At 25.2% G+C, this 22,158-nt stretch carries 26 protein-coding genes and 1 pseudogene; 2 read left to right on the forward strand and 25 right to left on the reverse strand.

Going from position 1 to position 22,158, the window contains the following annotated elements:
• Positions 1-71: 71 nt before the first annotated feature.
• The 17 genes and pseudogenes from ABNT63_RS07760 to ABNT63_RS11400 all read right to left on the reverse strand — a co-directional run bounded on the left by ABNT63_RS07760 (position 72) and on the right by ABNT63_RS11400 (position 15,662).
• The gene (locus tag ABNT63_RS07760; protein ID WP_348735208.1) at positions 72-812 is read right to left on the reverse strand and encodes a DEAD/DEAH box helicase; all 741 of its coding nucleotides are present in this window, start codon (positions 810-812) and stop codon (positions 72-74) included.
• A gap of 323 nt (positions 813-1,135) precedes the next feature.
• Positions 1,136-1,603: a hypothetical protein gene (locus ABNT63_RS07765; protein ID WP_348735209.1), complete on the reverse strand. Its 468-nt coding sequence runs from the start codon at positions 1,601-1,603 to the stop codon at positions 1,136-1,138.
• 197 nt (positions 1,604-1,800) lie between these two features.
• The gene (locus ABNT63_RS07770; RefSeq protein ID WP_348735210.1) at positions 1,801-2,151 is read right to left on the reverse strand and encodes a hypothetical protein; all 351 of its coding nucleotides are present in this window, start codon (positions 2,149-2,151) and stop codon (positions 1,801-1,803) included.
• Between the two features lie 51 nt (positions 2,152-2,202).
• Positions 2,203-2,793, reverse strand: a complete 591-nt coding sequence (locus tag ABNT63_RS07775; protein ID WP_348735211.1) for a hypothetical protein — start codon at positions 2,791-2,793, stop codon at positions 2,203-2,205.
• A gap of 993 nt (positions 2,794-3,786) precedes the next feature.
• Positions 3,787-3,915, reverse strand: coding sequence for a hypothetical protein (locus tag ABNT63_RS07780; RefSeq protein ID WP_281268786.1), 129 nt, complete (start codon positions 3,913-3,915; stop codon positions 3,787-3,789).
• Positions 3,916-3,951: 36 nt separating this feature from the next.
• A complete protein-coding gene (locus ABNT63_RS07785) occupies positions 3,952-4,374 on the reverse strand; it encodes a hypothetical protein (RefSeq protein WP_348735212.1) in 423 nt (140 codons plus the stop codon).
• A gap of 141 nt (positions 4,375-4,515) precedes the next feature.
• The gene (locus tag ABNT63_RS07790) at positions 4,516-6,132 is read right to left on the reverse strand and encodes a hypothetical protein (protein WP_348735213.1); all 1,617 of its coding nucleotides are present in this window, start codon (positions 6,130-6,132) and stop codon (positions 4,516-4,518) included.
• 201 nt (positions 6,133-6,333) lie between these two features.
• Positions 6,334-7,107, reverse strand: a complete 774-nt coding sequence (locus tag ABNT63_RS07795) for an SDR family NAD(P)-dependent oxidoreductase (RefSeq protein WP_348735214.1) — start codon at positions 7,105-7,107, stop codon at positions 6,334-6,336.
• 188 nt (positions 7,108-7,295) lie between these two features.
• Positions 7,296-7,562, reverse strand: a complete 267-nt coding sequence (rpsO, locus tag ABNT63_RS07800) for a 30S ribosomal protein S15 (protein ID WP_348735215.1) — start codon at positions 7,560-7,562, stop codon at positions 7,296-7,298.
• 96 nt (positions 7,563-7,658) lie between these two features.
• Positions 7,659-8,546, reverse strand: coding sequence for a riboflavin biosynthesis protein RibF (ribF, locus tag ABNT63_RS07805; RefSeq protein WP_348735216.1), 888 nt, complete (start codon positions 8,544-8,546; stop codon positions 7,659-7,661).
• A complete protein-coding gene (gene truB, locus ABNT63_RS07810) occupies positions 8,546-9,457 on the reverse strand; it encodes a tRNA pseudouridine(55) synthase TruB (protein ID WP_348735217.1) in 912 nt (303 codons plus the stop codon). The genes ribF and truB overlap by 1 nt, the downstream gene beginning before the upstream one ends.
• A gap of 569 nt (positions 9,458-10,026) precedes the next feature.
• Entirely contained in the window at positions 10,027-10,815 is a 789-nt protein-coding gene (locus tag ABNT63_RS07815; RefSeq protein WP_348737167.1) for a type III pantothenate kinase, read from the reverse strand.
• On the reverse strand, positions 10,791-11,957 hold the full coding sequence (gene coaBC, locus ABNT63_RS07820) for a bifunctional phosphopantothenoylcysteine decarboxylase/phosphopantothenate--cysteine ligase CoaBC (protein WP_348735218.1): 1,167 nt from the start codon (positions 11,955-11,957) through the stop codon (positions 10,791-10,793). The genes ABNT63_RS07815 and coaBC overlap by 25 nt, the downstream gene beginning before the upstream one ends.
• Before the next feature lie 76 nt (positions 11,958-12,033).
• Positions 12,034-12,333: a hypothetical protein gene (locus ABNT63_RS07825; RefSeq protein WP_348735219.1), complete on the reverse strand. Its 300-nt coding sequence runs from the start codon at positions 12,331-12,333 to the stop codon at positions 12,034-12,036.
• 21 nt (positions 12,334-12,354) lie between these two features.
• Positions 12,355-12,522 (reverse strand): hypothetical protein, encoded by a 168-nt coding sequence (locus ABNT63_RS07830; protein WP_348735220.1) that lies wholly within the window; start codon positions 12,520-12,522, stop codon positions 12,355-12,357.
• Between the two features lie 146 nt (positions 12,523-12,668).
• Entirely contained in the window at positions 12,669-14,012 is a 1,344-nt protein-coding gene (locus tag ABNT63_RS07835) for a hypothetical protein (protein ID WP_348735221.1), read from the reverse strand.
• A gap of 43 nt (positions 14,013-14,055) precedes the next feature.
• Positions 14,056-15,662 (reverse strand): annotated as a pseudogene (locus tag ABNT63_RS11400) (formate--tetrahydrofolate ligase).
• A gap of 168 nt (positions 15,663-15,830) precedes the next feature.
• Between ABNT63_RS11400 and ABNT63_RS07850 the strand changes: the two are divergent.
• The gene (locus tag ABNT63_RS07850; protein ID WP_348735223.1) at positions 15,831-16,691 is read left to right on the forward strand and encodes a bifunctional 5,10-methylenetetrahydrofolate dehydrogenase/5,10-methenyltetrahydrofolate cyclohydrolase; all 861 of its coding nucleotides are present in this window, start codon (positions 15,831-15,833) and stop codon (positions 16,689-16,691) included.
• A gap of 74 nt (positions 16,692-16,765) precedes the next feature.
• Here the strand turns inward: ABNT63_RS07850 and rbfA are convergent, their stop codons facing one another.
• The gene (gene rbfA, locus ABNT63_RS07855) at positions 16,766-17,104 is read right to left on the reverse strand and encodes a 30S ribosome-binding factor RbfA (RefSeq protein ID WP_348735224.1); all 339 of its coding nucleotides are present in this window, start codon (positions 17,102-17,104) and stop codon (positions 16,766-16,768) included.
• A gap of 167 nt (positions 17,105-17,271) precedes the next feature.
• On the opposite strand from rbfA, the gene ABNT63_RS07860 reads away from it, so the two are divergent.
• A complete protein-coding gene (locus ABNT63_RS07860) occupies positions 17,272-18,060 on the forward strand; it encodes a hypothetical protein (RefSeq protein WP_348735225.1) in 789 nt (262 codons plus the stop codon).
• A gap of 22 nt (positions 18,061-18,082) precedes the next feature.
• Here ABNT63_RS07860 and ABNT63_RS07865 read toward each other — a convergent pair whose 3' ends face one another.
• The 7 genes from ABNT63_RS07865 to ABNT63_RS07895 all read right to left on the reverse strand — a co-directional run bounded on the left by ABNT63_RS07865 (position 18,083) and on the right by ABNT63_RS07895 (position 22,137).
• Positions 18,083-19,153, reverse strand: a complete 1,071-nt coding sequence (locus tag ABNT63_RS07865; protein ID WP_348735226.1) for an alpha/beta hydrolase — start codon at positions 19,151-19,153, stop codon at positions 18,083-18,085.
• A 1-nt stretch (position 19,154) separates the two neighbouring features.
• Entirely contained in the window at positions 19,155-19,550 is a 396-nt protein-coding gene (gene cdd, locus ABNT63_RS07870; protein ID WP_348735227.1) for a cytidine deaminase, read from the reverse strand.
• 17 nt (positions 19,551-19,567) lie between these two features.
• Complete coding sequence (locus ABNT63_RS07875; RefSeq protein WP_348735229.1) at positions 19,568-19,996, reverse strand: diacylglycerol kinase family protein; 429 nt, start codon at positions 19,994-19,996, stop codon at positions 19,568-19,570.
• 26 nt (positions 19,997-20,022) lie between these two features.
• A complete protein-coding gene (ybeY, locus tag ABNT63_RS07880; RefSeq protein ID WP_348735230.1) occupies positions 20,023-20,610 on the reverse strand; it encodes an rRNA maturation RNase YbeY in 588 nt (195 codons plus the stop codon).
• 228 nt (positions 20,611-20,838) lie between these two features.
• Positions 20,839-21,030, reverse strand: coding sequence for a hypothetical protein (locus tag ABNT63_RS07885; protein ID WP_348735231.1), 192 nt, complete (start codon positions 21,028-21,030; stop codon positions 20,839-20,841).
• Positions 21,023-21,601, reverse strand: a complete 579-nt coding sequence (locus ABNT63_RS07890; RefSeq protein WP_348737170.1) for an ATP-binding cassette domain-containing protein — start codon at positions 21,599-21,601, stop codon at positions 21,023-21,025. Before ABNT63_RS07890 ends, ABNT63_RS07885 begins: the two co-directional genes overlap by 8 nt.
• Positions 21,598-22,137, reverse strand: a complete 540-nt coding sequence (locus ABNT63_RS07895) for a hypothetical protein (RefSeq protein ID WP_348735232.1) — start codon at positions 22,135-22,137, stop codon at positions 21,598-21,600. The genes ABNT63_RS07890 and ABNT63_RS07895 overlap by 4 nt, the downstream gene beginning before the upstream one ends.
• Between the last annotated feature and the right edge of the window lie 21 nt (positions 22,138-22,158).

Genomic DNA, 22,158 nt, shown 5'->3' on the forward strand with positions numbered 1-22,158 from the left:
AGAGTTAATTTTTAAATAAAAAAATCAACCCAATAAGGGTTGATTTTTTTTGTCCTATTTCATCGTTTATTCTACAAAAAAATAATACTTCGTTTTGGTTGCAAATGTTTATATAATGGTATTAAAACATCTTCTTTATGATAAGACACTGCATTTATATATTGCTGTCTAATATTATTTTGCTCAATAACATTTTTTGTAACAACAATTTCAACAGGATTATTTTGATAGTTATTAGCAATTTCTAATACTTGTTTTGACATTGTTGCTGAAAATAATAATATTTGATATTGTTTAGGAGCATTTTGAAATACTTTATCAAGATCATTTTTAAATCCCATTTTTAACATTTCATCAGCTTCATCTAAAACAATTGTTTTAATTTTATCTAATCGTAATGTTTTACGATTAATATGATCAGCAATTCGTCCCGGAGTTCCCATAATAATATTACTTTTTCGTAAAGCATAAATTTGACGTTGAATATGTGAACCACCACAAATTAAGGTTGCATTTACACCTTCCAAATAAGTTGCTAATTTTCGAACCTGGTCAATTATTTGGCTCGCTAATTCATGGGTTGGGCATAAAATAATCGCTTGTGGTTGTTTTAAGTGCGTATTTAAGTTTTGTAAAATTGGCAAAATAAAAGCTACAGTTTTACCAGTTCCCGTATGACTTTTACCAATAATATCTTTATTATTAAGAGCCACTGGAATAGTTTTTTCTTGGATTTCAGTTAGGTTAGTATAACCCATTTTAACAATCATTCGCTGTAATGCTGGGTATAAATTTAATGTATTAAAATTCATTTAGTCTCCTTTAAAATTTAGTATAAATAGTTTAGTTGTTTTTTTAACATTACAGCTGTTGAATTTACATATTAATATTATTTTAGATAACAGAATAAATTAAAGTTTAACAACTTATTAATTATATCTTAAAAACTTAATAAAATAAAGCATTTTTCCTAGAAATTAAAAGGAATTTTATTATAATTTTAGAATCACAAGCAAAATTAAAAGGAATGAATCCCATTGAATACAGAAAATCATTCCTATAACTTACTTTCTATATGTCTATTTTTTTAACATATTCATAAATTGTTTTTTTTATTTATTTTTAGATAAAAATCTTAAAATGGTCATCAAGTTTTTAAAAACTGAACTGTTGAAGATGCATTATTCTTTGTTGTATCAATCACTGAATTAGCAAAACTTTTCGCTTCATCAGGATGATTGTAAGCATAGTAGCCAACTGCGCCAATGGCTGCTGAACCTAATACTATTCCTATTGATCCTGGCGCAAGTCCAAATAAAGCACATACTAAACTATTAGTAAATTGACCTATTACTTGTCCTAATATTCGTGGTGCTTTTTTTAGCCCTTTATAAGCTAAAACTGCTCCTTTTTTAATTCTTGTCTTAATATTTTTACCGTTAGTTTTTAGAAAAATTTTAAAATTCTTACCCTCTTTTTTTGCAAAGGTTTTAACAGCAGTCCCTGTTGTTTTGATCCCTTGTAAGGTATTTTTACCTATTTTTTCAATACTTTTACTCTTTTCTTTTAAAAATGTTTCAGCAGTGTTACCAATATTTTTCATCCGTTGGAATCCACTATTAACAACTTTTTTTTACTTTATTAGTTTTTTTGTAAAGAAGTTTTTAATCACATGGTTTCTTTTTACAATATCTTTAATACCAGTTTCCGATATTTTTTCAACTTTATCTAGCCCTGTTTCAATAGATTTAGGCGGGATAATTTTTTTACAAAGGATTTTTTCAGTTGCAACAATTTTGTTTACAACAGTTTTTTCAGTCGCTTTAAGCTCTTTCCCATTTTTTTACCAAGACTTTTAGCATCTGCTTTAAATTCTTTATATGCTTTTTTAGTAAAATTCTGAAATTTTTTCAACATTTTAAAACCAGAATTAGTTTTAACTTTAGATGGTTTCTTATCTGAATTTAATAACGAGTAAACATTTGATGGTACTAATTCTGAATTTGATATATCCCCAATAATATCTTTCATAATAAATTCTTGTGATACAGTTTGATTTGAAGGATTTAAAGCAGGAGTTGCCATTAATGTCCCACTTAAGCCACTGCTGCTAAGTCCTAATGCCCCAAAAATAAATATTAGTTTTTTCATATTTAATTATCCTTTCTTATATAAAATTATCGTGTTTTAAAAATTGTTATGTTAAAAAGATAGTCAACTTTTTAAATAATCTGTTGTTGTTGAAATATAATGTTTAGCATTATTAACAGCTTTATTTGAAAAAGCTTTAATATCATCTCAATGTGTATAAGTATAATATCCACCATATATTACTAATGCAATGGCTGTTGCTACCCCTAATGCCGTTGCCACTGTTCCTAATGAACCAGTTAAAAGACCACTTTCAATTGTTTCTCCAATGGTAATACTGTAATAACTCGCTTCTGCAAAATCACTTTGAATTGTTTCTGCAATAATATCGTCGCTATCATTTTCACCCATTATTGCATTAAAAATTTCTTGCAAATCATCCATTGAAATTATTGATGATTCTTGATTAAGATCTTCTAATATTTTGCTTGAATTAGTAAGTGAACTATCCATATTATCAAGTTCATTTTTCATATTTTCAATTTGTTCACGGAATGAATCATTTCATAAATTATCACTATTTGATTTTATACTACTTACTTCAACGGTAGTTGGATTTATACTTGTATTAAATGTATTAATTGCAGATATTGCACTACTAATAGCTCCTAATGTTCCTAAAATAATTGGTGTAACCTTCATTTGTTTTCTATCCTTTCTTAAACATTAAATTAATCAATATAAAATAAGGACTTAAATATTATTTCTTTCTTATCTGAAGTTATATATATAAAAGGAATGGATAATTAATATTTTTTCTATTTTTCAAAGGAAGTTTTTAAATTTATTATTATTTTTAAAAGTTAGAAATATTATTTAAGTTCAATAGGGAGTAATACTTTTTTGTTAGTAAATTTAATTTTATTTCATTACTAAATTTATAATTTTATTTTGTGATAACTTAGTAATAAAACTAAGATGGTTTTAATACCGCAATTGCTAAAAATTTACTTGTACCAATTGAATTAGCAACAAAAATGATTAAGAGATAATCGAATTATACAAAGGTTAGAAACTTAAATGACTTTCTTTTTTGTTTTAGTATTTAAATCAACTTTTAATAATTTCTAAAATATCATATTTTCTTAATTAACATTTTGATTAGTGCTAACTAGTTATTATATTATTTCGTTTACTTTAAAATTATTGTTTATAGTTTTGTAAAAATAGATAATATAAAAGGAATTACTAACTAGTAATAATTAATAGATTTAAGAAATAATGCTTTCATAGTTTTATCTTCTTTCTTAAATATTTAAAAATAATATTTTTTAAATCAGGGAGTAAAATTATGTGTTATATATTAAGAATAAGAAAATTTGAAAACACGAAAATAATAAACTTCTAATTATCGTTTAACTTCTAGTTAATTGCCTGATTCTTTTAACTATATTATTTAATAAACAAAATTTATAATATTATTTTGATAATTGATATATCCATCTTTTTGATAAAATTTTGGTAAATAAATTTTTATAACAATACAACTGCTTACTTTATTTATAACTTTTTTTAAGAAAAAAAACAAGGACATTTTTTTTTTTTTTTTTAAAAAAAAGTACTAAGGAATAATATGATAAACACTGCATTATTACTTTTAATTAATCTAATTTTTTTAAAACAAATTTACAAAATCTAGATTAATTTAAAAAATACTTTAATTCTTCTTCCAAGATAATTATTATCTTTTTTACTAGAATCGGGAACTATAACAGCATAATCTTTCTTAATATCTTGAAACTTAATTCAATCAATATTTAGCATAAGGTTTTTTTCTTTTAATACTCTACGTAATGTTGTTTAATTATTGTCTGTTAATATTTCCAAATTCAGGGTCTTAATTATTGAATGCAAAATAAAATTATTTGTTTTAAAAGTTACACTTGCATCGTTTTCAATTTTAGAAGTGTAATTTGATAGCACTACATTGGCTTTGTTTTTTTGAACATTAGTAAAAATAATCCGAATTGGTGCTTTAATACCAAGGTTTATTAAAACTTGATTTAAAGTCGGATTTTTATAATATAGCGCATTACGGATATCATTTATTGAATTAGATGAAATCTCACCTAAATTAGGCTCTTTAATTAAATCTTTCATTGAATATTTATTATTTTTTTCAATAGTATTAGTAGGATCATAAGTTATTGTTTTATTGGGTAAAATAATAGTAATAAAAAAAGAAATAAGCACTGTTGAAATTAAAAGAAATATTTTATTCATAAATTTTCCCTTTCATTGATTTAAAAAATTACTTTATAATTTTACCTAAATAAACTAGTTTTTACATATTATTTATGCATATTTATAAATAAAAAACAATAAAGTTTACTTTATTGTTCTTAACCTATCATAATTAATATCTTATGATGGTGGATAGACATAGTCTTCTGGTTTAAACGAAATTCGATATTTATCAATTGGTCAAGGTGTATAATAAATATTATTCGTTGTTTGGTTAATACCAAAACGAAATTTAAGTTCATCATATCATCTATAATGTCAAGTAAATGCACGATCTTTACCAATGTCAACATTAAATTTGTTATGAGCTGTAACTCAGAACTTTCCAATATCAGGTAAAATTTTGATTTCAGGTTGTTCCTTAAATTCTCTTAAATAATCATTTCAAATTGTTTGAAGCGATAAAGCAGGATTTTTTGCAAATTGGTTATTTAATGTTTTTCATTTTTTAATTGGTAAGAAAATAACCCCTTCGGTATGGACACAAATATCTCATGTAATTTGGAAATATTTATAAAATGCAGCAATAATTCGTCCAAAGTTCTCAATCTTTTTGATCATTCCTGCTCGTGTTATTCCTACATTAATATAAATTGGTTTATTGTCATTTACTGCAATCCCTGATAACGGCAATCCAGCAACTAAAATTTTTGCTAAATTAATTTTAAACTGTCCTAACTGTAATTTTTCACCAGTAGAAGCAGTTAAAATATTCAATTTTTCACCATAAAATTCTAAAAAATTTTCAGGTGTTAATTTGTCTGGAGCATACCCAGTATTAACTCAGGCATATTTTTCATCATATGGCAAGACTGGTGTCACACCGTTTGTATCTGGATTAATAATTGAATTTAATAAAATTAAGATTTTTTCATCACTAGCATAAGTGATATTTTCTCCAAGTTCTCCCAACGTATCATCTTTCTTTAAACCTTCTTCTAATTTTCTTTGGACAATTGCATCTAACATACTGTGATTATAAGCATAATTTAAATCAAAATTATCATAAATACTTTTGAAAGCTTCATGTTTATCAACAATAATATCACCAGACATCTTCTCATTAAAAAATTTAATGATTGAATTTGATATTTGTTCTACTACTGCTTTTAAAATTTTTTGCATTTTATCAATATCATTGGTAATAGTATATTGAATTAAAAATGGTACAACTGTTTCTAATTTTTTAAATTTGATGTTAACATAAAATTTAAAGTCTAAACGAACAGCTTTTAAACCTTCCAGATTAATATATGCTAGTTTACCTAATTTTTCAACATCAATAAAATTTAAAATAAAGTTCACACTATCTGGTTCAATATTCAACGGAAAACTATTTGGATAATAGTTTGAATATTTATTAGCAATTTCTCGATTAATATTATCAAAAACTGCCATAAAACCAGTTTTAAGAGTTGCTAAAACTGGCGCAACCTTACCATCTTCTTCCTTTAATACTTCCTTTTGGTGATCATTTCTTACCATTGAAAATAAGTTTTCAAAATCAATATTTGGGTAAAAATTAGTATCAATTAAAGTTTTTTCTGCTGTGTATTTTTGAATTGCATTTGATGCTGCTTTTGTTATATCATTTAAAATTTTTAAATCTCCATTATAATCAATTTCATTTTCATTATTATGGTGATTATTGTTTCAAGCATTTTTACAACTAATAACAGAACCAACACTAACAACAATAAAATTTGCAACTCCCAACATTGCTAATAGTTTTTTCATATTTTTTAAATCCTTCCTTTTAAAAAAATAACTATATCCCAAATATCTTATATATATTTTAATATCCTATATATTCAAAATATCTTTTATGTTATTAAAAAAAAAAAAAAAAATCAAGGGGGTTAATAATTATTTTAAAATATATTTTTTAATCCGAAAGAATTTCTAATTTATGGCATAAATTAACTCATATATAAAATTTTAATCTTTAGTTTGAATTAAATATGTATAATTTAATGAAGAGTTTTGTGGAATAATACAAAATAAACGTTTCAAAGAGCGATTTTTTCAACCAATAATTAAATAATTTTTTCTTTTTATTTTTAATGCTTTTGGTAAAGATTTTTTAATAAATCGTTCTAATGACATTAAACCTGGCAATGTTTTATTATTTTTAAAATCAGTATTTTTAAAAAACGCAGTTTGTGTGACTCCAGGACAAATAGTAACTACACGAACTGGTGATTTTGTTTTCTTTAATTCAGTATTAATAGCAACAGATAAACTTAAAATATATGCTTTTGTTGCATAATAAGTTGTCATTCCAGGTCCAGGGAAAAAAGCAGCTAAGGAAGAAATATTAATAATTTGTCCTTTTTTCTGCTCAATAAAATATTGCGTAAAAAGTTTTGTTAAAATATGGACTGCTTGAATATTTAGATTAATCATTTTTAATTCATCTGCTAAAGGAATTGTTATAAAAAGACCTTTTTTCCCAAAACCAGCATTATTAATAAATAAAACAATATGATACTGTTTTATTTCTTCAAATAAAGCATAACAATTTTCAGGAACAGACAAATCATATGATAAAGCAACAATTGTTTGTTCAGGAAATTGTTGTTGTAATTCTTTTGCTCATTCTGTATGGCGAGATACTCCAATAATATGATAACCTTGCTTTAACAATCACTGACAATAACCATATCCAATTCCTGATGATGCTCCTGTTACTACAGCAAATTCTTTTTCCATAATATATCATCCTTTTCATTAGCTTAATTCTAACATTAAGTAAAATAATCTTTTTTTAAATGTAAATTAAATGCACAATAACAAATTTATTAACTAAATAATAGTAATTGTTGCAATTAAATAAATTATTAATTTATTTTATTATACTCCATATTAAACTTTAAAAAAAAAGTTAAAAACCTTAAACCTTATTTTCTAATTCTTAATGTTTTAATGATTGCTTTATATTCATTAAAATCAGTTTTGGTTAAATATGCAAGCAAGTGTTTTCTTTGTGCTACTTTTTGCAATAAACTTCTTCTTGATACAATATCTTTTCGATGTACTTTTAAGTGTTCGGTCAAATTGTTAATATCTTCTGTTAAGATTGCAATTTGAACTTTTGTTGAACCAGTATCTTTGGCATTTTGACCAAACTTTGTAACTAATTCTGCTTTTTTTTCTTTTGAAACCATTACTATTTTCTCCCTTCATTTATTGGCTTATTATGTTAAAACAAAGAATTTAAGAAAGGGTTATCTTAAATAAACGAAATAACAACCTTATTAATATTATGCTTTTTTAGCAAAAAAAGCAAGGGTATTAACTAAATCTTGTTCTAAAAGCGTAACTAATTCTGCTAAATTATTAATTTTAATATTTTCTCGAAGATATTTTTTAAAATAAACAATGATTTCCTGACCATATAAATCCAAATTAACATTTAGCAAATATGTTTCAACAACTTCTTTCTCTTCAAATAACCGATAAGATGTCATTGAAGGATAAAGTTTACCTTGTGCTAATGTTTCTGTTACATAAACACCATAGGGTAAAATTACTTTTTGTGGCAAATAAACATTTGCCGTTGGAAAATTAATTGTTCGTCCTAATTGTTTTCCTGGTTTTACTTCTCCACGTAAATTATAATCTTCATACAATAATCTATTTGCTGATGCTAAATCATATTCTAATAAAAAATTTCGAATTGTTGTTGAAGAAAACAAATTATCTTGGCGAGTAATTAAATAAACATTTTCTTGACCAAAAAAAGCAATAATATCATTAAAATCCCCTTCACGATTTTTTCCAAACCGAAAATCAGAACCAATGACAATTTTTGTAACATTAAATTGTTTTTTTAAAATTGTTAAAAATTGTTGTGCAGATAAATTTATAAATGCAGTACTAAGCGGCACTTCTAAATAATAATCAAATCCTAATTTTTCAACAATTTGTTGTTTTGAATGATTATCTACTATTTTTGTATTTGTTTGTTGTAAAAAATCACTGACAATTTGTGACATAGTAAAAAATAATGTTGCAAGGTTATACTGTTTTTTAATCTCCATTAAACGTGTAATTAATTTTAAATGACCTTGATGAAACCCATCAAACAAACCTAAACAAGCAACTTTTGGTTTCTTATCACTTGACTTATTTCATACTAAAGTTTTCATTAATAATGATCATCCTTCTCTCTGTCATCTTGGTTTTTAGGTTCAATATGTCCTCATAGTCCACGTTGACAGGCATAAACATGTTTTCCAATATGTTTATAAATTGCTAAAACATTTTTATTTTTATCAATAATAAAAATAATTGGGTCAGTATGATTAATAATAACAATAGGTTTTCCTTGCCGAATTTCTTCATCATGATGATAAAGTAATAATTGTTGATTATTAATAAATAAAGCATCATACATCGATATTAACTCATTAAAATTTACTTCTTCAGGGCTAATTGTTTTAGATAGCATAAAATTTCCTGATTGCGTACGACATAAAGCTGTAACAGTAGCAATAGTATTTAATTTTGCCGCAATATCAGTCACTAAACTTCTAATATATGTTCCTTTAGTACATAACACACTAAATTTAATTGTATGATTATGTGCATCATATTTTTTTAATTTAATTGCCTTAATTGTAACAGTTCGTGATCTAATTTTTACTTCTTTATCTTGGCGTGCATATTCGTAAAGTTTTTTACCATTAACTTTAATAGCAGAATATTTTGGTGGATATTGTTCATACATAAATCCATTAAATTCATTAAAGGTTTTTTTTAATATTTTCTTTTGAATCTTAAATGGTGCTGTTTCATTAAGCACATTCCCAGTAATATCACCAGTATCTGTCTCAACAAATAATCGCATTTCAACATCATACGCTTTATCTGCTGTTAACAAATATTCACTCATTTTCGTAGCATTATTCACTAAAACAACTAACAATCCTGTTACTAATGGGTCTAATGTTCCTGCGTGACCAATTTTATTAATCTGCAATTTTTGTTTAATTTCTTGAATAACCTGATTACTTGTTTTTCCTGTTGGTTTATTGATTAAAAAAATACCGTCATGCATAATAACCACCCCACTTCCTGAAATATTATATCACTTTTTAATATATTCCTAACACTGATTAAAAAAGTACCTTATTTTTATCGTATTTTTTACAAAATTAATTGATTATTAGAAAAATATAGTTTATGATATTTATGTATGAAAAATAAATATTGTTACATTTATATCTTTCTTAAATTATTCTAGCCTTTCCTTTTGTGCTAAAATTTGTATTTTGTGGCAATATTTAAATCTAAAATAATCTTAAAGTTTGTTTTTCATACGTTTTTAAAAATTAATTGAAGTTTCTTATAGGCTGTTCATTTTTCTTCAATTAATTTTTTTTATTTGTCTAAAACAAAAAAATTACTTTTAAAATCTTGCAATTTCAAAAATGTATGTTATTATTAAAAATGTCTTAAGTAGACAAATAAGTAAATCAAAATAAGAAAATTGGACATGTTAGGTAATCTTTATTTTTTAATAAAATAAAGCAACGAACACAGATAAATGTATTAAATACCTAAATGGCCTTTAAAATTAATAAAATATCTCAAAAAATATAAAAAATAGGACTAAAGTCCTGTTTTTTATATTAATTTATTATCTTGTAAAATAGCAACTAATCCTTTAAAAAGTAAATCTTTATCATAATGGTAATTAACTAATTTTTTAATGTAAACAGCATTACCTCCTGTTAAAATTATTTGTGGTTTTATTGCTTCAGTTGCAAGTTGGTTAACAAAAGCAGTAATTGTTAATAAATGACCATTGACTAATCCAATATTGATTGCTTGTTTAGTATTTTTTCCTAAAGTCGCATTATCATAAGAAAAATCAAATTTTTGTAATAATTGTGCCCGTTCAAATAAAGCTTCTGCTGCTGTTTCTAAACCTGGCATAATAATTATTCCTAAGAGAATTCCTTGTTTTAGTAATGAAATTGTTGTTGCTGTTCCCATATTAACTAAAATAACATCTTGTTTAGGAAATAAAACTAATGCTGCATATGAACCAACAATTAAATCAGCACCAAGATTGCGAAGATTAGGAATGTCTGTTTTTAATCGCTCAGTAAACAAATTTTTTTTAACTTGATAAAAAGGAATTTTTAAATCTGCAGCTAATTGGTAAAATAAATCATCTCACATTGGCCGAACAGAAGATAAGGCTAATAATGTAAGATCTGTTAAAACTAATTTTATTGTACTTAAATCAGTTATTATTTTTTGCCGAAAATTCTTTTCAGCAACTAATTCGCGACTAGACATTGTTAAAAAAACAATAATCTTTTTTTGAGAATTAAGAATTGCAAATTTAATCGCTGTATTACCAATATCAACTAATAATTTTATTACTGTGTTCGCTCCTTTATTAATTCACTAATTGCTGCTAAAATTTCTTTTGCAATAATAATTTTGTTTTGACTAGGAATTTGTTGATGCCCTTTTTTTGTTAATAAAATGATTTCATTTTGATCAGTACCCATAACATTAATTTGATTGATAATAATTAAATCTAAATTTTTGTCAATTAACTTTTGACGAGCATAATCTAAATCAAAATTATTTTGAGCACTAAAACCAATTAAAATTTGGTACTGTTTTAACTTACTTAATTCAGATAAGACATCAACATTAGGAAGTAATGATACAGCAAGTTGAGGATTTTTTCGCTTGCTAATTTTTCCTTTAATAGGAACAGCAACTTGATAATCATTTAAAGCAGCGCACGCAATAATAATGTCTTGTTCTTTATACGTTTTTAACATTGCTGTTAACATTTCATTGTTTGTGTTTGCTTTAACATGCTCATAATAAATTGGAAAATCACAATCACCAACAATTGTTGTTAAGGAACAGTTTGTTCATGTTAATACAGTATGCAATGCATTTCCCATTTTCCCGCTCGAATTATTTGTCAAATAACGAATATCATCTAAATATGTTTTTGTTCGCCCAAAATTAAGCATAACTTTTTTATCTTTTCACAAGTTTTTTCAAACTAAAAATTGCTTTATTTCCTTTAGAATATCTTCTCATTCTCAGGCACGACCAATCCCAACCATATTGCAAGCAAGCGTCCCTGAACGAGGTTCATAAATTTGATTCCCATCTGCTATTAATTGTGCTAAATTCCGTAAATTAGCTGGTGATAAATACATCTTACTATTCATTGCAGGAAAAATCATTTTATAACTTTGCGTAGCACTATATACTAAACTCGCTAACGTATTTGTAAAACCATGAGCAATTTGAGCAATAAAGTTTTGTGTTGCTGGGTAAACAACAAATAAATCAGCTTGCTCAGCAATTGTAATATGTTCTGATAAGTCTTTTTTATCATAATATTGTTTCATAAAAATTTCGGTTTTTGCTGTTGTTGGTCAATCCTTTAAAAATTTTAAAGCATCTTGTGTTAAAAGTAATTCAACATCATGTTCTTTCTTCAATGCTTCATATAAATGAAGACCCTTATGAGCAGCAATGCTTCCCGTAATAACTAAAATAATTTTTGCCATATTAACACCTCACTCATTGTTATAATTATATAAATAAAAATCGATATATTAACATAAATATATCGATTTTTAATTATTACCTTGTTGTTTTCTTTGCAAAAAAAACAGCCTGTATTCTTCATTGCGATTCGGCAATAATTCCTTCTACTAATTCTTGTCATTGTTGTTGCTCTAAATAACGGCAATAAAAGTTACGAATAATATTTAATCGTTCACCATAACGTTCTTGGGCAAAATATTTTACCTTTTTTAATATTGAGATATAGGCATATTGTAAATCTAATGGTTTTTGATAAATTTTTTGATAAACCTGTGCATATTCTTTAATTAACTCGGTTGCCTTATATTCTAAGGCTTTTGTTCGTTCAATAATCATTCGTTTTAAAATTTCATCTTTTTATGTTGAATTATATTTTGAACTTTTCATAACATAATACAATTTTATTTCTAATGCTAAGACAGGATTATTATGTGATATAATTTTTTCATTATTCACAATCATTGATAATTCACGAATAACATTATCATAAAATTGGCTACAATTGTTCCCTCCTAAAGTTGACACTTTTTCACCCCACATAATAAATAGTTTTTAAATCCTTATAAATAGTTTTAATCAAGTACCTTTCTCATAATAACATTATACCGTATATTTATTATTTTTAATTAAAAACTTAACTAGGAAAAGTTATAATTCATAGTTTTTATTCTTTAATTATCATTACCAATAACATAATCATCATTTTTTAAGTTATCAACAGAAGTCATAATAGCTTGCAATCGCATATAATAATTTGATGATGAAATAATTGGATATTTTTTATCAAAATAAACCTTAATATATGTTAATTTTTTACGATAAGTTGTTAATCATTTATGTGCAATTAAATTTAGTTCCTCCATAATCTCTCGTTGATTAACACTTATGGCATCTTTTCGTTTTGCCGGATTCAGTTTTTTAAATAGACCTGTTGCTTTTTGTTTAAAATTAATTGCGTAATCAATAAAACAAACTACCCCTGAAATTTTAACTGGTGTAACATAAATTCCTAAATCATGATTACGGCAGTAATCATACTGAATTCGCGAAAAATTAGTATTTTTAAACTCTAATTGAACATAATTTAAATCATTAATTTCTTTAATATTATAAATTTTAAAATCCACATAATAATCATATGGTGTTAAAAAGCAATTATTGGTATGTCAACTATAGCGTGAAATTGATTCAAAAATTTCTTCTTCAATAAATTCAAATTCACGAAAATAATATGTTTCTGTTTTTCAAAACCGTTCTAAAATATAAAAAATTAATTCTTCACCATCAATATTATTTAAAAATCAATTTTTTTGAAAATTAATATTACGATACTTCATTAAATCTTGTTTTTCAATCCGCTTACTCATATCAATTTTTTGTAAATAATTATCATATCTTTTTGTAAAATATTCATAAAACCATCGTAAGGTTAAGGTATATAAAATATAATAATATGGAAAATCATCTTTCAAAACATACTTAATCAGTTTTATTAATGTTCGTAATAAATTATTAGAAATCTTATTAGCTTTATTAAAACCTTGGACAACTTGAATAACATTATCATTTTTTTCAATTCCATTTCGTCAAAAAATATATGTTAATTCTCCTTCTGAATTTTTTTTGTAACAAAAAGGAATAATTCTTACAATAAAATTAATTTCATCGTTAACTTGATATTCTAAATAACCATCATTTTGACTATCCTTGATAACTGTTCCTTTACTAATATTTTTGCGCATTTCATTCAAAACAACTTGAAACATTTGTTCACGTAAGCCTGTTTTATTTTTAGGATGATACTTAATAATGGTTAATTCTAACTCTAACTTGTCATATTTTGTTAATGTTTTAAAACCATATTCTCCAAGAGCAATTGTTTGATAACCTAATTTTTGAAAACTATTTTTATAAATTCTAAAAATTTCCTGCATTTTTTTTTGAATATTAGTTGCTAAATTAAGTTGTTTACTAACAATACTATTTAATTCTAAAAACTTTGCTTTTTTTTGCATTAAGTTCGCCTCTATTTTCTACTTAAAAATATTATAACAAAAATTATTTAATATTTATAATCTCATCATTCACAACATCAATGCTAACAGCATTAGGAACTTTATTTAAACCCGGCATCGTAATAATATCTGCTAAATAAGCAATAAAATATTCTGCTCCTGAATTAATTTTTAAGTCACGAATAATAATTTGATCATCATAAGGATTTTTATTGTCAAAAATTGTTTGATGATTTTTAGCCATACAAACTGGTCAATGTTGATATTTTGTATTTTGTTGATAAAAATCAATCTTTGTTTGTGCCAAGGGACTAAAAACAATTTTTGTTGTTTGATAAATTTTTGTACAAATTATTTTAATTTTTTCAGTAAGCGATGTTGTTGATGGATTAAATAATAATTGATATTGTTGTGGTTTTTCAATTTCTTTAAGAATAGTTTTAACCAAAGTTGGATTATCTTTAATTCCGAAATGATATGTATTATTAATTCCAAATAGAATTTTTTGTTCTTTTAACCATTCAGTCACAACAGCAATTTCTTCAGGAGTGTCAGTTGCGAATTGATTTAAACAAACAACAAAATTTAAATGGTAATTTTGAATAATTTTAATATGATGTTGTAAATGCTCTAATCCTTTTTTAAACTACCAAGATCAGCTATTGCTAATGTTGTTTCAACAGCACCACCATGTAATTTTAATGCTCTAATTGTTGCTACTAACACGGTACAATCTGGTGTATATTCCTCGTTTAAATTAATAATATCATTAAATTTTTCAAACCCTAAGTCACTCCCAAATCCAACTTCACTAACAACATAATCACTTAATTTTAATGCTAAATTTGTTGCAATTAAAGAATTTGTCCCATGGGAAATATTTGCAAATAGCCCACAATGGATTAATAATGGTGTACCATATTTTGTTTGTGCTAAATTTGGCAATAAAGCATTTTTTAATAAGGCTAATAATGAACCCGTAATTTTTAATTCGTGTAGGTAAACTGGTTCATTATTCAAATTATAAGCAATTATTGCTTGGTCTAAACGACGACGTAAATCATCAAAATCTTTACTTAAACCTAAAATTGCCATAATTTTGCTAGCAGCAGTAATTTGGAAATGTTCTGAACGATGTAATTTATCATTAATTTTTATTTCAATATTTCGTAAAGCACGATCATTAACATCCAAACAACGTTGCCAAACAATTTGTTTAGGATCAATTTGCAGTGGATTTCCTCAATAAAGAAGGTTATCAATCATAGCACTGACCATATTATTTGCTGTTGTAATTGCATGAAAATCACCAGTATAATGTAAATTAATTTCATTTTCTGGTTCCATAATGCATTCGCCGCCACCGGTTGCTGAACCTTTTAATCCAAACACTGGTCCTAACGATGGTTCTCATAATGCTAAAGTTGTTTGATATCCTAAATGATTCAACATATCAGCAATACCAATTGAACAAGTTGTTTTTCCCTCTCCTGCTTTGGTTGGATTAATTGCTGTCACTAAAATAAACTTTGCTTTTTTAGGTAAATTAATAAAATTAAAGGCTTTTACTTTTGCCATATAATCACCATATTTAATTAAGTCATCATCTTTTAAATTAATTTTTGTTCCAATTGTGATAATTTTTTCCATTTTCTTTTACTCCTTTTAATTAATAATGTCCTATTTTTAGGGGGTGTCAATAATTTTTAAACACGATGCTATTTTAAAAATGCTAAGATTTTGTATTTAATTATTTAACTCTTTCAGATACAATAATTTATATACAGGTATTTTAGCATAGAAAAGAGCGAAAATTTAATGGATAAAACAAAAATAATTGATGGGAAAATGGTTAGTGAATTAATCAAAGTAAAAATAACTAAACAAATTTTAAAAATTAAGGCAAAAAAGCAACGTGTACCTGCCTTAACAATTATTCAAATTGGTAATAATAAAGCCAGTACTACTTATATTAAAAATAAAAAAATTGCTTGTGAAAAAGTTGGTGTTACTTGTAATGTATTAAATTATCCAGATAGTATTGCCGAATCAGTTTTAATAAAAATTATTAATGAATTAAATAATAATTTTAACATTGATGCAATTCTTGTTCAACTTCCATTACCAAGGCATCTCAATAGTGAAAAAATTATTAACACAATAACAACTAAAAAAGATGTTGATGGGTTTACTCCAGAAATATTAGGCAATTTAATGCTTGGATATTATAACTTACTGCCAGGGACGCCAAAAGGAATTATTGATCTTTTAAAACACTACCAAATTCAATTAGCAGGACAACATGTTGTAATTATTGGCCGTAGTAACATTGTTGGTAAACCCCTTGCTAATCTTTTAATAAATGCGTCAGCAACTGTAACAGTTTGCCATTCACAAACAAAAAATTTATCTGTTTTTACAAAACAAGCCGATATTTTAATTTCTGCCGTGGGGAAATCTAAATTTGTTACAGCAGAGATGATTAAAGAAAATGCTATTGTGGTTGATGTTGGAATTAATCGTGATGAAAATAATAACTTATGTGGTGATGTTGACTTTAATAATGTTTTATCAAAAGTAAAAATGATTACCCCTGTTCCTGGTGGAGTTGGGCCAATGACAATTGCCGCATTATTAAAAAACATCTTATACCTTTATCAATTAAATCAAGAAATATAAAAATGTTTCTTTTAACTTTTATATCACCAATATTTTAGTTAAAAGAAACATACTTTGTACTTTGATAAGGTTTCTTATTTTAAATTTTGCAAGATTGCTTCAATATTATTCGCATTATCTAATGAATGATCAAAAACAAATTCTAAATCCGGACAACGATAAATTTCTAATTTATGTGCTAATTTACTTCGAATTTCATTTTTATAATTCTGAACAATATTGTGAAATTCTGCCTCTGATTTATTTAATAATGATGAATAATAAACCTTTGCATGACTCAAATCATTTGATAATTTGACAGCATGAATTGATATAGTATTTAAAATTTCATCACGAATTTCTCGTTGCATAATAATTGTTAAATCACGGGTAATCAAAGATTGCATTCTTTGAACTTTAATTTTATTTGCCATTATCTCACCTTTTTCTAACTTACTAGCATTATAACAAAGCATTTTATAAAAAGGAATAATTTTATTAATAAACAAAATTATTTTTAAAAAGAACTAAAAAAAGGATTAGATGTCATTAAAAAAACAATTTTTATTTGATAGTATGTAAAATATACCAAGGAGGGACTATGAAACGTTGAAATTATCGGATTTGATACAAAGATTATCTCTGATATTATAAAGTAATAATTGCCAGTTTAGCTTTTGGATTTTTAACTTATGGATTTTACATGGATATTTTTAAAGAATTTTGATATGTAAAAGAAACAAAACTTACTAGTTTGCAAAATTATGACATCTTATTAAGTTTTTATTCTGTTCAAATTAATATCATAACTATTACTTGGTTAATATTAGCAATTTTTAATCATCATCGTAAACAAAAAAGTTGATTTTTTTCAACTAATGCTAAATTAAGTATTTTAAACTGAAATTTATTAATGTTTTTTATTTTTTGAATTGGAATTATTATTGGTTATAAAAACGGAGAAGTAACAATTTTTGAATATAGTAAAGCACAAATTAGTTGTACTGTTGTTACTCATTTTATTATGCCAATTCTCTTTTTTGGTTATACCTTCTTGTCATTTGGTGATTATCGTCTTAGTTGAAAAAAAGACTTTTTACAAAAAGATTGATGAATTAGTTTAAGTTATCCATTTTTTTATTTAATGTATGTTATTGTGCGGGCAACAGCTTGAAAACGAGATGGCAATATTACTTGAGCATATCCTTATCCATTTTTAGACATTGATAATCCAATTATTTCAGGATTATCAAGAGTACAAGCAGCATGTTTTATTGCTTTTATTTTTATTATTGTTTTTACTATTTTTCACATTAGTTTGCATAGTCTTAACAATGGTATGTACCGTGTTTTTAATAAAAATCAAACTAAAAATAAAAAAAGAAAATAGTGATAAATAAAGTTATTTATCACTATTTTCTTTTTGCAGTTGTAATAAAATTTATTATTGCTATTAAATATTCCGTTGAATTATAATATATTCCGCGAATATGATCACAATCAAAAACAATTCGACGACTAATTTTTTGTTTTTCATACTTACGTTTATTCTGGTAAGACACCCGCCCCATTATATATGGTGTTGCATGATCTTTCTTATTCAAGATATATAACACTGATAATTTTGCTAATGCTTCCAAATTCTCACCAGGATTAATTTGTTCTGGATCATACCCGCGTGTTTCAATCGCATAACGACGAATTGCATAATAATGTTCATAATAATTAACTTTTGTCTTTAACATATAATAACGATATAAAACATTTAAATTACTAATTGTTGAATCTAAAACAGCACTATTAATTAATTTATTTTTATCAAATGCAAATTTTAAATATTCCATAATAACAAAAGTTCCCATTGACCAACCATGAAAATTAAGTTCATTTAATTTTGGATCAATTTTAGTTTGTAAAAAATCAACTACTGCTGCTAAATCATATTTTTCATAGTAACCCATTGTTGTCATTTTAGTAGTTGATTCGCCATGATTTCGTTGGTCAAAAACAAGAATATTATAACCTAACCGAAGATAAATTAAACCAAAAAAAATTGCACGGAATTTATGTGAATTTAATCCGTGAACAACAATAACTCATTTTTTATTGTTGTCATTTTTTACTCATGAACGAATTGAAACTCCTTTTAACATCACATCTTCATAACCAGGAATATCATATTCCTGAATATCTCATTTTTGTGCTAATTCATCAGAAGTTAATGCCATTGTTTCAAGATGCAAACGCTTGGTTAAATCCATAATATACTTTTTACAATATGCTTCTAAATCATTATCAGTTTTTTTTCATCAAGTATGATGAGTTAATAAAAACCGTTTGTCATGAAAAGCATAAAAGATTTTAATATAAATAGCATTATTATGCATATATTCTTGTAATTGATCATCAGGAACAAGACGATAACTATGGTCAGTAACGAAATCTTGTTGAAAATCTTCCTCATCTTTATGTTTCTTAACCATCCTACTGTAAATCCTCCTTCGTAAAGCCATATGGTAGTAAATCTTTAATTGTTAAAACATATGATTCACCTTTTTGATTATAAATTTCAATTGAAATTCGATGATCAACTAATTCTCATAAAAATTGCCGGCATATTCCATAAGGAAAACCTGCTTGTTTACTGTCAGTATATAAGTAAAATTTTATAATATCTGTTTTACGATAACCTAACGCATAAACCTGAGCTAAAGCTGTCCGTTCTGCGCAAATCGTAGCAGCATATGCTGCATTTTCAACATTAACACCAATAACTTCTGTACCATCTTTTAACAAACAAATTGCACTAACACGAAAATTTGAATATGGTGAATAAGCTTTTTTACTTAATAATTTTAACTTTTCAAAATAAATTGGCATTTCATTAACTCCCCTTTTTAACTAATGTGTAAATATAACTTAATAACATCCACCAACGGTGGTAACATTATTAATAATCCAATTGCAATTGCCAAAATAGAATTAATTAATGTTGCCGCGGCACAAATATCTTTAATTTTTTTTGCTTTAATATTATATTCAAATGATAATAAATCAACAAAATTTTCAACCATTGTATTAATTAACTCAAAACCAATGACAATTCCAATGGTTAATAATAAAATTGATCATTGAACATATCCAAACTGGTTAGGAACCATTTTTTGCAATCAAATTCCTAGACAAATAACAACCAATGACACAATAAAATGAATAATTAAACTTGATTCTTCTTTAATTGCTGTATAAATTCCACGAAAAGCATTTGAAAATTTATTCCGTAATTTAAAAAATATTTTTTTCTTGACTGGTGACTCTTTTGCCATTATGTATCCCTTTCTTCTTTCTGTTTTTATTTTATTGGAATTCGGTTAATTTGTAAATCATTTAATACTTTTCGTTGTAAATTAAACATTTTTTCTTCATCAGTCGGAGTTTGATGATCATAACCTAAAATATGTAACATACCATGAGTAAATAAAAAAGCAAATTCACGACGAAGATAATGGTTATATTCAGCAGCTTGAGCAAGAGCTTTTTCATAGCAAATAAAAATATCCCCTAAACTGCGCAGTCCGGTTAATTGAAATAAATCAATCTTATTTTCTTCTTCTAAAGCAAAGGTAATAACATCAGCAACATAATCTTTGTTACGATATTTTCGATTAAGTTCTAATTGTTCTTGTGCATCAACAATAATTAATGATAATTCTAATGGCTCAGTTATTGCTAATAAAGTTTTAATTTTTTTGAAAATTGCATTAAAATCATCTTGATATGGTTTAATATCAAACTTTGTTTCATTGTAAATCACAAAATCATCTTTCATTACCTCACCAGACCCTTCTCTTTTTTTATTATAACAAATTAAATCATTATCTTCAGTAAATAATCTAATGTTGTTTGCGAACCAATTTCCATTTTCGCTGATAAATATCAAACATTAATCATAAATTCTGTCTGATTTAAAATAAGATAATAAGGTCGCATGTAAAAGATTGGGGTTTTTGTTTTTAAATATTATTTAGTTCAATAAAATAAAGACATTTTTTTCTTGTTTTTATAAAAAACCCCAATTTTCTTTATACGACCGATAATAATCATTTTCTCTTTTAACTTGCGTTATAATTATTTGTCATTGTTTCTCTACAAAATATTTTATTTTTACTTATTGTCCTGGTTTAATAACTCAAGGTGTCTGATGGGGAACAAAAATATAAGTTAACTCATCGTCATTAGTTTTAAGAATTGTTAAATAACCATCATAATATAAACTAATTGGAAAATAAGCAAGAAAAAGAACAAACCCAATTAACATTAAACATCATATTCCCATTAAAATTAAACTTTTTTTATTCATTAATAATATTTAACTTTGTTAAATCAATCACAGTTGGGAAATATTGTTCAACAATTTGGTCATGACCAGCATATACAATTAATTGTGATGATTTTAATTGAAATAATAATTTTAATAAAATAATTTTACTATCATAGTCAACATTACTTAATACTTCATCAAGGAAATAGACCTCACAGCGTTGTAACAATAAATTTAAAAACAAAATAATTTGTCGTTGTCCTTTTGATAAATTTTCACCATTATTATAAACCATTTTTTCAAATGATAAATAATTTTGCAATAATAATTGATTTATTTCTGGCAACTTTAAAATTTGATAATTACACTGTTGATTAAAATTAATAATATTATCATAAACACTACCCGTAAATAAAAAGTCATCTTGATGAAACAATAAAATTTTACTACAAATGGTTTGTTCAGTAAGAATCGATAAATCAAACTGATCATTAATCATTATTGTACCAGTTGCCCCTAATCGTAATTTAGCAAGAATTTCTAATAATGTTGTTTTTCCAATGCCATTTCGTTCTTTTAAAAAACAATGGTTTTGGAAAGTTAATATTAAATTTTTAAAATAAAATTATCATTAATAAGATAATTCAAATTTGTTACTGTTAAAGTTGTAATTGGAGCAAGTAAAGATTGTGCTTGTGAAATATCTTTTTGCTTAGGAAATAATAATGTTACTGTTTGATGAAAAGATTTTTCTAATTTTCCTTTTTCAACAATAAAAACTGATAATTGGCTAGTAAAATCATTGATAAAACTAGCTAAAGCACTATAAAACATTAAGTTACCAATTGTTAAAGTTTGTTGACTAATAAAATGGAGCGCTAAGTAAAAAAATAAAAATAATGCTAATTGGGAAATTAAACTTAAAATTAATTTTTGAATAATATTATTTTTTTCAAAATAATATGTTTCATTTAAAAATACCTGTAATTTTTTTATTCATTGATAGTTAAAATAACTTTCTAAATTACGACTTTTTTGAAATTTAAAACTATGATATAACTCTAATGTAATATTTTCAAATTCTAATCCTTCTTGATACCAGCGATTATATCAATTTTTATTAATTTGCGAAAATAAAAAAGACAAGAAAAAAATAAGCACATTTTC

This window comes from Spiroplasma endosymbiont of Ammophila pubescens (assembly GCF_964020965.1).
Taxonomy (GTDB): domain Bacteria; phylum Bacillota_I; class Bacilli_A; order Mycoplasmatales; family Mycoplasmataceae; genus Spiroplasma.